The organism is Paraburkholderia sp. Ac-20336 (assembly GCF_017105025.1).
In the GTDB taxonomy this organism is placed as follows: domain Bacteria; phylum Pseudomonadota; class Gammaproteobacteria; order Burkholderiales; family Burkholderiaceae; genus Paraburkholderia.
In genome coordinates this window covers 1-11,428 of sequence record NZ_JAAGPS010000177.1, presented here as the reverse complement: position 1 = coordinate 11,428, position 11,428 = coordinate 1, and the positions used below count along the sequence as shown (strand labels likewise).

The following is an 11,428-nucleotide window of genomic DNA, read 5'->3' as shown; positions in this document are numbered from 1 at the left end:
CGCGCAGCGAGCGCGCGGCGCGCGAAGTGGCCGCCGGGCCACGGGCGGAGTGAGGCACGCCGGGCGATGCACGATTACCTGACTTCTTCCGGCGTCCCGCCATCGGTGAATGCGCAGCTTCGGCCTCGCCAGATCGGCTTGCAGGACCGCCATGCGGGCGATCGGCGCGCCGGCACGGCGGGCAGCGCCTCGCGTGCGGACGAGGTGCGCTCCGTGCGCTCTTTCCCCCGCGCGAGCCGCATCGGGCTCATCTCCGACACGCACAACCTCGTGCGTCCCGAAGCTTTGCGCTACCTCGAAGGCTGCGACACGATCGTGCACGCGGGCGACATCTGCAACCCGGACGTGCTCGATGCGCTCGCACGGATCGCGCCGGTCACGGCGGTGCGCGGCAACAACGATACCGGCGACTGGGCCGCTTCGTTGCCGACGCACGCGCGGCTGATCGTGCAGCAGGTGACGATTCTCGTCGTGCACGATATCGCCGACCTCGGTTGCGCGCCGCGCGACGAAGGCATCGCCGTGGTCGTGAGCGGCCATTCGCACAAACCGTCGATCGGCGAGCGCGACGGCGTGCTGTTCGTCAATCCCGGCAGCGCGGGGCCACGACGTTTCAGGCTGCCGGTGTGCGCGGGCATGCTGCTTATCGACGGCGAGCAGGTCAGCGCGACGTTCGATGCGCTGCTGACGTAAAAAAAGCGGGCCGGTGAAGGTCACCGGCCCGCTTTCGTCTGGCGGGAACTGCTTTCTGGGGGGGGCGGAGCACTCGCTCACGCATCGCCGGGCTGAACGCGGGCAGTTGCGCCTGCGCGATGGCCACGCACTCGATTACCGAGGTCGGCGATTTGACCATGGAGTCGGCGCGCGGCTGCATGTGGTGCACGCATGTGATGTACTCACGCCGGCGGGTAATCGCAGATCAATTGCGTGGCGGCGAACAGCTTCGCTTGTGCGTGCGGTCCGTATTCAACAGCACCGCGCATCCGCTCATGAATCGATCGGCATGTAGCGGTAGCGTGCGTGGCTTACTCCCGAGTCACACCATCAGGCACGCGCCGCCGCCGCATACCGCTCGTCCATCTCCTCGGCTTCGCGCTCGCCGCGCAGCACCGCGTGGGCTTCGGCGCGCGTCGCGACGCTCGGACCTGAGCCGGGCAGCGGCTTGCGCGCGGTTTCGCGCAGCGCGAGCACCGACACGATGCCGATCAGCGATGCGCCCATCAGGTAGTACGCGGGCATCATCAGATTGCCGGTCCGCTCGACGAGCCATGCGGTCATGAGCGGCGTGGTGCCGCCGAACAGCGATACCGAAATGTTGAAGCCGATCGCGAGCGCGCCGTAGCGGATCTTCGTCGGGAACAGCGCCGGCAGCGCCGACGGCATCACACCCGTGAAGCACGACAGCAGCATGCCGAGCATCATCAGGCCGGCGAATACCGGCAGCACCGTGCCCATGCGGATCAGCAGCAGCGCCGGCACCGACAGCGCGAACAGGCCCACGCAGCCGAACAGCATGACCGGCTTGCGGCCGACCGTGTCGGACAGACGGCCGGCGGCAAGCGTCATCGGCATCATCAGAACCATCACGAGCAGCACGAGGAACAGGCCGTGCGTTTCGTTGAAGTTCAGCGTTGCCGACAGATAGCTCGGCAGATACGACAGCGCCATGTAGTCGGTCACGTTGAAGATCAGCACGAGGCCGACGCACAGCAGCAGCGGCTTCCATTGCTGCGCGAGCAACTGGCTGAACGACTGCTTCGGCAGCGCGCGGTCTTCGGCTTCGCGTTGCTCGGCCTGCTTCTTGAACGCGGGCGTTTCCTCGAGCTTCATGCGGATGTAGAGGCCGACCAGGCCGAGCGGGCCGGCGATCAGGAACGGCACGCGCCAGCCCCACGAGAGCAGCGCATCGCTCGGCAGCGCCGCGCTCAGCAGTGCGACCGTGCCCGCACCGAGCACGTAGCCGATCAGCGTGCCGAATTCGAGGAAGCTGCCCATGAAGCCGCGGCGCTTGTCGGTCGAGAATTCGGCGATGAAGGTCGCCGCGCCGCCGTATTCGCCGCCGGTCGAGAAGCCCTGCACGAGACGCGCGACGAGCAGCAGCACCGGCGCCAGAATGCCGATCGTCGCGTAGTCGGGAATCAGGCCGATCGCGAACGTGCCGGCCGCCATCAGGATCATCGTCATCGCCAGCACGCGCTGACGGCCGATGCGGTCGCCGAGCGGACCGAACACCATGCCGCCGACCGGGCGCACGAGGAACGCCGCGGCGAACGTGCCGAACGTGGCGATCAGCTGCGCGGACGGGCTCGACGACGGAAAGAACACCTTGCCGAGCGTGACGGCGATGTAGCTGTACACGCCGAAATCGAACCATTCCATCGCGTTGCCGAGCGCCATCGCGCCGACGGCCCGTTTGAGGAGTGAGTGGTCGACGACGGTGATGTCGTCGAGGGAGAGGCGTTGTTCTTTTTTGTGATGTCGCCAGAAGCCGTTGCTGGAAGCGGTCAAGGTGATAACTCCACTGACTGCGACGAAACTCGGGATGCGTTCCGCCACGGTTGCTGGAAGTGCAATTTCGCGAGCAAGGCGGTGGCCTCCGCGGCACCGGTTACCCGGCGGCGGAAGAGGCGGCGAACCAAAGCAAACGCCCATGCCCCGCGACTATGTCGCGAAAAAACACTCGTCTAGATTATGCTGACTGTTGCACCTGCGTGGCCGTGGAAGGGGGGCAGATGCATGACGGACGCCGGGTTGGCCGGAAGCTGACCCATGCGCCACTGAAGGCTTGAAACGAAAAAGGCCGATCTTGAATTTGCCGCTTGCGCGGGGAAACGACCGACGAGCCTTCTTGTTTAAAAACAGCTCGATTCAGGATGCCGCACGCGCGGAAAAAGCGTGGCGAACCAACTTGAAAAGAGCGCGAATGAAGGTGAATTGCTGTTGAAACGAAGCACATGATAGCACGATCGCAGAGGATCGTGCAAACCGGGCCTCCCCGCGAGAGCCGGTTGGATGGCGCCATCCCTTGCTGGGCGGGGGATTGGGCGGGGTCGGAACAGTCGTAAAAAACGGACTGTTTAGAACATTGGCGGGCCATGCCGGCGACAGGCCGACCACAGGCCAACGAGGTGAGGACGAAAAGAGGGCGAAAAAAATCCGCGCTCGCGGCGCGGATTTTCTGTGTCGATACCGCTCTGTGGACCGGCGTGGGCATGGGCCGGTTAGGTGACGGCGCGCGCCGATCCTCGCGCCGCCAACCAAACCGGTCCGGAAGCGGCAGACTTACGCCGAGGGCGGCACGTAACCCGAAGCCGTATCCGCGCCTTCGCCGAAGAAGAACTTTTCGGTCTGCTTCATCAGATACTGGCGCGCGCGCGGATCGGCCATGTTCAGACGGTTTTCGTTGATCAGCATGGTCTGCTGCTTCAACCAGCCTTGCCAGGCTTCCTTCGAGATGCTTTCGTAGATCCGCTTGCCGAGTTCGCCCGGCAGAGGCGGGAAATCGAGGCCTTCGGCTTCCTTGCCGAGCTTCGTGCATTGAACCATACGAGTCATGCTGTGATTCTCCTGTAATCGTGTTGGGGCGGGCAGACGCCTGTCGGGACCGGCCGGGACCGGTCAGTGGGCTAGTGGGCCGTAGGCCTGTAAGCCGCTCAAAGCTGCTTCATCAGCACGAGCGACTTGCGCTGCCAGTTGTAGAGCCGGCGCCGGTCCTCGGGCAGGTCGTCGACCGTGGCCTTGACGAAGCCGCGCTTGAGGAACCAGTGCTCGGTGCGCGTAGTGAGCACGAAAATGCGCGTGAGGCCGCGTGCCCGCGCGCGCTGCTCGATGCGCTTCAACAGACGCTCGCCGTCGCCCGTGCCTTGCGCCTCGGGGGCGACCGTCAGGCACGCCATTTCGCCGATGCGCTCCTGCGAATACGGATACAGCGCCGCGCAGCCGAACAGCACGCCATCGTGCTCGATTACCGAGAAATGGTCGATGTCGCGCTCGATCTGGTGACGGCCGCGCCGCACCAGCGTGCCGTCCGCTTCGAGCGGCTCGATCAGCGAGAGAATGCCGCCGACGTCGTCCGGCGTCGCTTCGCGCAGGCTTTCGAGGTTCTCGTACGAGATCATCGTGCCGACGCCGTCGTGCAGGAACAGTTCGAGCAGCAGGCTGCCGTCGAGCGCGTACGGGATGATGTGCGCGCGCGGCACGCCGCCGCGGCAGGCGCGGATCGAATGCTTGAGGTAGAAACCCGCGTCGCCGGTGACTTCGCCGCTTTCGTGCAGCTTGTAGGCGTCGTCGAGCGAGAGTTCGTGGATCAGTTCGGGGCTTTCCTCGCCGGCGCCCATGAGGCCCGGCGTTTCGGTCAGGAAGACGATCTTGTCGGCGCGCAGCGCGATCGCGGCGGCCGAGGCCACGTCTTCCATCGACAGATTGAATGCCTCGCCCGTTGGCGAGAAACCGAGCGGCGAGAGCAGCACGAGCTTGCGGCTCGCGAGCGAGTGGCGGATCGAATCCGCGTCGATCTTGCGCACGAGGCCCGTGTGCTGGAAGTCGACGCCGTCGAGAATGCCGACCGGCCGCGCCGTCACGAAGTTGCCCGACACCACGCTGATGTGCGCGTGCGCCATCGGCGTATTCGGCAAGCCTTGGCTGATCGCGGCCTCGATGTCGAGGCGCACTTCGCCGGCCGCTTCCTTCGCGGATTCGAGCGCATGCGCGTCGGTGATGCGCATGCCGTGCGAAAACTCGGACTCGACGCCGTGCAGACTCATCTGCTCCTCGACCTGCGGACGCGAACCGTGCACGAGCACGATCTGGATGCCCATTGCCTGCAACAGCGCGATGTCGGACACGAGCGCATTCAGGAGTCCCTGATGCACCACTTCGCCGCCGAAACCGACAACGAACGTCTTGTTGCGGAACGCGTGGATATAAGGCGCGACGGAACGCATCCAGTCGACGAATTGCGCGTGCTGGGCGAGGGTTTCCGGCGAGTCGGCGGGGGCCGGACCGTTCGCGGGCGCGGGGACGAGGTCGGTTTGGGAATTCATGCCGGGGATTATAATGCGCCCCCATGTCAAATGTACCCAAAAGCCCCGCTGCGGCGAACGAGAATCCGGCGCCGTCCGCCGCTCAGACGAACCCCGGCGACGCGCCGCGCGCCCCTGCGCGGGAAACGCAGTCCGATGCATCGCAGGCGGCGCGCGAATTGCGTCGAGGGGGCGAGGCGCAGCGATCGTCTGCGTCGCTTTCCGAGCAGTTGTCCGGGCTGAAAGGCAGTTTGTCGGCGGCGCGCGAAATGCGCCGCGACGAGGGCGGTGGCGAGGTGAAACAGGGCGATGAGGGGAAGCGGGGGAAGGTTGCGCCGGCTGCCGCTGCTGTTCCGGCTGCGGACGCCGAGCGGGATCGGCGCGGCGGGGCGCGTGAGTCCCGGCACGGCCATGCGCCGGTGCCGAGCGGTGAGTCGCGTCGCGCGTCGGATATGTCTGCGCAGAAATTGTCGTCTTCGGTGGGCGCTGCCGAAAGCGGCGGCGGACGCGATGAGGGGCGCGGCGACGGGCGGCGGGAGTCGCATCGGCCGCATGCGGAAGGTGAAGCACGCGGAACAGGTGGGACGGGCGGACATCGCGCGACCGGTGAGGCGCGTGAGCAGCGTGGGCCACGTGAACCGCGCGGGCAACGCCAGGGCGGCGACATGCGTGAGCCGGGGCGGTCACGTGAAGCCGGCGGTGCGACCGACCCTCGTGGGGCCGATGAAGCACGTGAGTCGCGTGAAATACGTGGAACGCAGGGACAGCGCCCTGGCGATTTGCGCGAGCCGGATCGGTCGCGTGAAGCCAGCGGTACAAACGGACTTCGCACGGGCGACTCACGCGAACCTCGCGCTCCGCGTGAAGCACGCGAAACCGGTGGCTCAAGCGGACCTCGCATGGGCGACTCACGTGAACCCCGCGCTCCGCGCGAAGCCAGCGGCTCAAGCGGACCTCGCACGAGCGACCCACGCGAACCCCGCGCTCCGCGCCCTTCACGCGTCGTCGAGCCGAACCCGATTCCGCCGATCACGTTCCCCGAAGCGCTGCCGGTCTCCGGCCGTCGCGACGAAATCGCGCGGGCCATTGCACAGAATCAGGTTGTGATCGTCTCGGGCGAAACCGGCTCGGGCAAGACCACGCAGCTGCCGAAAATCTGCCTCGCGCTCGGCCGCGGCCTCGGCGCGGGCGGCACGGGTCTGATCGGCCATACGCAGCCGCGCCGGATCGCCGCGTCGGCGACGGGCCGCCGCATCGCCGAAGAACTCGGCACGCCGTTCGGCGAAGTGGTCGGCTACAAGGTGCGCTTCAACGACAACCTCGCGCCGGGCGCGTCGGTCAAGCTGATGACCGACGGTATCCTGCTCGCCGAAACGCAGACCGATCCGCTGCTCAAGGCGTACGACACGCTGATTATCGACGAGGCGCACGAGCGCAGCCTGAACATCGATTTCCTGCTCGGCTACCTGAAGGAAATTCTCGCGAAGCGCCCCGACCTGAAGCTGATCGTGACCTCGGCGACGATCGACGCCGACCGCTTCGCGCGCCATTTCGGCAGCGAGGACCGACCCGCGCCCGTGATCGAGGTGAGCGGGCGTCTCTATCCGGTCGAGGTGCGCTACCGGCCGATCGTCGAGGACAGCCCGGCGGTGAAGGCGGCGCAGGGTACGGCGTCATCGTCTGGACAGTCCGGGCCGTCCGGGCGCGAGCGGCCGAAAACCCAGCGCGAGACCGACCGCGATCTGATGGAAGCGATCGTCGACGCCGTCGGCGAACTGTGCCGCGAAGGCCCCGGCGACGTGCTCGTCTTCCTGCCCGGCGAGCGCGAGATTCGCGACGCGGCCGAGGCATTGCGCAAGCATCATCCGCCGCATACGGAAATTCTGCCGCTGTTCGCGCGGCTGTCGGCGGCCGAGCAGGAGCGCGTGTTCCGCACCTCGAACGCGCGCCGCATCGTGCTAGCGACCAACGTCGCCGAAACCTCGCTGACGGTGCCGGGCATCCGCTACGTGGTCGACACCGGGCTCGCGCGCGTGAAGCGCTACTCGTATCGCAACAAGGTCGAGCAGTTGCAGGTCGAGTCGATTTCGCAGGCCGCCGCGAACCAGCGCGCCGGGCGTTGCGGCCGCGTGGCCGACGGCATCTGCATTCGCCTGTACGAGGAAAGCGACTTCCAGGGCCGCACGCGCTTCACCGATCCGGAAATTCTGCGCTCGTCGCTCGCCTCGGTGATTCTGCGCATGAAGTCGCTGCATCTGACGGCGATCGAAACCTTCCCGTTTATCGAGCCGCCGCCGGGCCGCGCGATTTCCGACGGCTACCAGCTGCTCAACGAACTCGGCGCCGTCGACGACGACAACCGCCTCACGCCGCTCGGCCGCGAACTCGCGCGCCTGCCGCTCGATCCGCGCGTCGGCCGCATGATTCTGGCCGCGCGCGACCAGCAGGCGCTGAAGGAAGTGCTGATCATCGCGAGCGCGTTGTCCGTGCAGGACCCGCGCGACCGGCCGATCGAGGCGCAGGAGCAGGCCGACCAGGCGCATCGCCGCTTTGCCGACGAGCGTTCCGAGTTTCTGCAATGGCTGAAAATCTGGAACTGGTTCGAGGAAGCGATCGCGCACAAGAAGTCGAACCGGCAGTTGCAGGACGAGTGCCGCAAGAACTTTCTGTCGCAGTTGCGCTTGCGCGAATGGCGCGACGTTCACTCGCAATTGCTGACTGTGGTGCGCGAGCACGGCTGGCGCCTGAACGACGCCGAAGCGACCTTCGAGCAGATCCATCTCGCGCTCTTGACCGGCCTGCTCGGCAATATCGGTCTCAAGGCCGACGACGAGCCGTACTATCTCGGCGCGCGCAGCATCAAGTTCTACCTGTGGCCCGGCTCGGCGCTCGTGAAAAAGGCCGGCAAGTGGGTGATGGCCGCCGAGCTCGTCGAGACGAGCCGCCTGTACGCGCGCTGTATCGCGAAGATCGAGCCCGAGTGGGTCGAGAAGGTCGGCGCGCACCTGCTCAGGAAATCGCTCTCCGAGCCGCACTGGGAAAAGCGCGCGGCGCAGGTGTCCGCGTTCGAGCGCGCGATGCTGTACGGGCTGCCGATCTATCACCGGCGGCGCGTGAGCTTCGGCAAGCAGGACCCGGCGCGCGCGCGCGAGCTGTTTATTCGCGGCGCGCTCGTCGAAGGCGAGTTCGAGACGAAGCTCGCGTTCTTCGCGCACAACCGCAAGCTGCTCGCCGACATCGAACAGCTCGAACACAAGTCGCGCCGCCAGGACGTGCTGGTCGACGACGAGCTGATTTTCGCGTTCTACGATCAGGCGCTGCCGGACGGCATTTACACCGGCGCGTCGTTCGAGCGCTGGTATCGCGACGAGGTCAAACAGAGCGGCCAGCCGGAGGACAAGCTGCGCCTGCTGTACCTGTCGCGCGACGATCTGATGCGGCACGAAGCGGCCGGCGTCACGACCGACCTGTTCCCGAAGCGGCTGACGATGGCCGGCATCGAGATGGCGCTCACCTATCACTTCGAGCCGGGCACGCCGCGCGACGGCGTGACGCTCGCGGTGCCGCTCTTTGCGCTGAATCAGGTCGACGCGCGCCGCTGCGAATGGCTCGTGCCGGGCATGCTCAAGGAGAAAGCGCAACTGTTGCTGAAGTCGTTGCCGCAGAAGCTGCGGCGCCATTGCGTGCCGCTGCCCGAATACGCGGCCGGTTTCGCCGACCGGCACGGCGCGCAGCGTTTCGGCGCGGGCGGTCTGCTCGAAGCGCTGATCGCCGACGTGCGCGAACAGACCCAGGTCGCGATGAAGCAGTCCGACTTCAAACTCGAGACGCTGCCCGCGCATCTGTTCATGAACTTCAAGGTCATCGACGAGCACGGGCGGCAGCTCGCGATGGGCCGCAATCTCTCGCAACTGCGCGCCGAACTCGGCGGCCAGGCGCAGCAGCATTTCCAGAAGCTCGTGTCGAGCGCGGCGGGCGCGGCGTTGGCCGATGCCGGCGGCGGCGGTGTGGCACCGCCCGCGCAAGCCGTCGATTCGAACGCGGGCGGCACGCCACGCGGCAAGGGGGCGGCCGCGGTTCCGCAGACCGTGCCGCAGGAGAGTGCGGCGGGCACGGCGCTGTATGAAAAACTGACGACGTGGAATTTCGGCAAGCTCCCCGAACTGCTGGAAATTCGCCGTGGCGGTCAGACGCTGTTCGGCTATCCGGCGCTCGTCGATCGCGGCACGCATTGCGACGTCGAGGTGTTCGATTCGCCTGAAGAAGCAGCACGGATTCATCGCGCGGGATTGCGCCGGCTGTTCGCGCTGCAACTGAAGGAGCCGATCAAGTACCTGGAGAAAAACCTGCCGGGGCTGCGCGAGATGGCGATGCAGTTCATGCCGCGCGGCACGCAGGAGGAATTGCGCGATCAACTGATCGACACCGCGCTCGACCGCGCTTGCCTGCAAGACCCGCTGCCTGACGACGACGCGAGCTTCCACACGCGCCGCGACGAAGGCCGCAGCCGCCTCACGCTGCTCGCGCAGGAAATCTCGCGGCTCGTCGGGCAGATTCTCGGCGAATACGCGAGCTTGACGAAGAAGCTGCTGCAAGCGAAGCCGTTCGCGGCCGCCTATGCCGATTTGCAGAGCCAGCTCGATGCGCTGGTTGGCAAGCGTTTTGTGGTCGATACGCCGTATGCGCAGCTTGCGCATTTCCCGCGCTACCTGAAGGGGATGGCGCTGCGCATCGACAAGCTGCGCGCGGACCAGACACGCGACGCCCGGCAATTCGCCGAATTCCAGCCGCTGCTGCAGCACTACCAGCGCGCGGTGTCGCAGCGCGGCGGTGTGCTGGACCCGCGTCTCGCCGAATTCCGCTGGCTGCTCGAGGAGTTGCGGATCTCGCTGTTTGCACAGGAGCTGCGCACGCCGATGCCGGTTTCGGTCAAGCGCCTGTACAAGGTCTGGGAGTCGATGCAGCGGTGAGGGCAGGGCGTGGCGCATGTGGCGGCATGCCGGGCGCTGTCTGGGAGCGTCGCGCGCGATTCACGCTGTGCGAGTGAATCGCCGCGCGCAACGGCCAGCGCGTGACGCTTGGGATCGATGTCACGCGCTGGCCGTGCCGTCATTGCGTGCCTGGGTGCCGCTATGACCACTCGCTGTCTGCGCGGCTGTGATAACCGGGGCGGTCGATTATCCCGACGCACCCCGCTCGAAGCCCTAAGCCATTCCTGCTACCAGTGCATCCCCGCACCGATCGAGGCACCGAGTTGGCCACGCGAGTCCGCGCTGCCCTGGACCTTGTAGACCCATTTGCCGGTATTCGATAGCTGCGACACACCGATCGCCACCGCCGACTGCCCGCCGTAAGTGCCGCCCGCCACGGCAACCATGCCGCGTCCCGGCAAGACCGCTTGTGGCAAGCCGGCCATCGCGAGGGCGGTTGCCGTGCCGCCGTATCCGTCGCGGCGTGCCGAGCGGATCTGGTCGTCGGTGTAATGGTTGGCCTGGCTGACTGCGCCGCCCATGCCTTGCTGCAGTTGATTGACGTTGACCGCGTCGGTGCCTTGCACGCCGGCCGCGACGTTGGTGATCGTACGCTCCTGACCTGCCGCGCCGACCGACACTGTGTTCGCCCGATCCGCAACCGAGCCCTGGCCAAGCGCCACCGAGTTGTCGGCGCTCGCGTTCGCGGCCGCGCCAAGCGCGGTGGCCTGGTTGCCGCCGGCGACGGCGTTTGCGCCGATGGCGGTTGCGTTCGCCGCGGTGGCCTGCGCGTTGGCGCCGACCGCGACCGCGTGCGTGCCTGACGCCACCGCGGCTTCGCTATTGCGGTCGCCGTCCGCGCTGAAAAGCGGGTTGGCCGAGTCGGCCACCGCGTTGCTGATCGCACCGCTGAGCGCCGAGTTCAACTGACCGAGGTTGACCGCGTCGGACGCCAGCACGCCGTCGGCGACGTTGTGAATCACGGTGCCGCTTGCCGGGTCGCCGCCGAGCGTGACGCTGTTGCGGTTGGCGCTGCCGTCGGCGTTCGTGTCGTACATGACTGCTCCGTCGAGCTTCGCGGCCGTCGCCGCGCTCTGGTCGCTCACCGCCTTCAACTGGGCGACGTTGGCCGCGTCGGTGTCGGCGGTACCGGCGGCCACGTTCGTGATCTGGCGCTCGTTGCCCGCGGAGCCGACCGACACCGCGCCCGCGCGATCCGCAACCGACCCCTGGCCGAGCGCGACGGAGTTCGGGGCCAGCGCACTCGCGTTATAGCCGAGCGACACCGCATTGGTGGCCGTTGCGCTGGCCCCGTAGCCGAGGGCGATCGCACCGGCGCCGTTCGCGACGGAATACGCACCGAGCGCGGTTGCGTCGGCACCGAAGGCCGACGAGGACGCACCGACCGCGGTCGCGTTCGTCGCGCTGGCCGTGGCA

At 66.9% G+C, this 11,428-nt stretch carries 6 protein-coding genes; 2 read left to right on the top strand and 4 right to left on the bottom strand.

Translation table 11 applies throughout. The features are described 5' to 3' along the window. Positions 1-204 precede the first annotated feature (204 nt). Positions 205-693 carry a metallophosphoesterase family protein gene (locus GXB81_RS28700; RefSeq protein ID WP_346777824.1) on the top strand — a complete coding sequence of 163 codons (489 nt, stop codon included), beginning with the start codon at positions 205-207 and terminating at the stop codon, positions 691-693. Positions 694-1,044: 351 nt separating this feature from the next. Here the strand turns inward: GXB81_RS28700 and proP are convergent, their stop codons facing one another. From proP to argA, 3 genes are all read right to left on the bottom strand, one after another. Further along, positions 1,045-2,508 (bottom strand): glycine betaine/L-proline transporter ProP, encoded by a 1,464-nt coding sequence (gene proP, locus GXB81_RS28695; RefSeq protein ID WP_167043303.1) that lies wholly within the window; start codon positions 2,506-2,508, stop codon positions 1,045-1,047. Positions 2,509-3,282: 774 nt separating this feature from the next. Beyond that, complete coding sequence (locus tag GXB81_RS28690; protein WP_167043301.1) at positions 3,283-3,555, bottom strand: oxidative damage protection protein; 273 nt, start codon at positions 3,553-3,555, stop codon at positions 3,283-3,285. Between the two features lie 98 nt (positions 3,556-3,653). Beyond that, on the bottom strand, positions 3,654-5,042 hold the full coding sequence (gene argA, locus GXB81_RS28685) for an amino-acid N-acetyltransferase (RefSeq protein WP_167043299.1): 1,389 nt from the start codon (positions 5,040-5,042) through the stop codon (positions 3,654-3,656). Between the two features lie 878 nt (positions 5,043-5,920). On the opposite strand from argA, the gene hrpA reads away from it, so the two are divergent. Further along, positions 5,921-9,991, top strand: a complete 4,071-nt coding sequence (gene hrpA, locus GXB81_RS28680; protein ID WP_241016562.1) for an ATP-dependent RNA helicase HrpA — start codon at positions 5,921-5,923, stop codon at positions 9,989-9,991. Between the two features lie 248 nt (positions 9,992-10,239). Here the strand turns inward: hrpA and GXB81_RS28675 are convergent. Further along, positions 10,240-11,428, bottom strand: a 1,189-nt coding sequence (locus GXB81_RS28675) for a YadA-like family protein (protein WP_205990982.1), incomplete at its 5' end; no start/stop codon positions are given.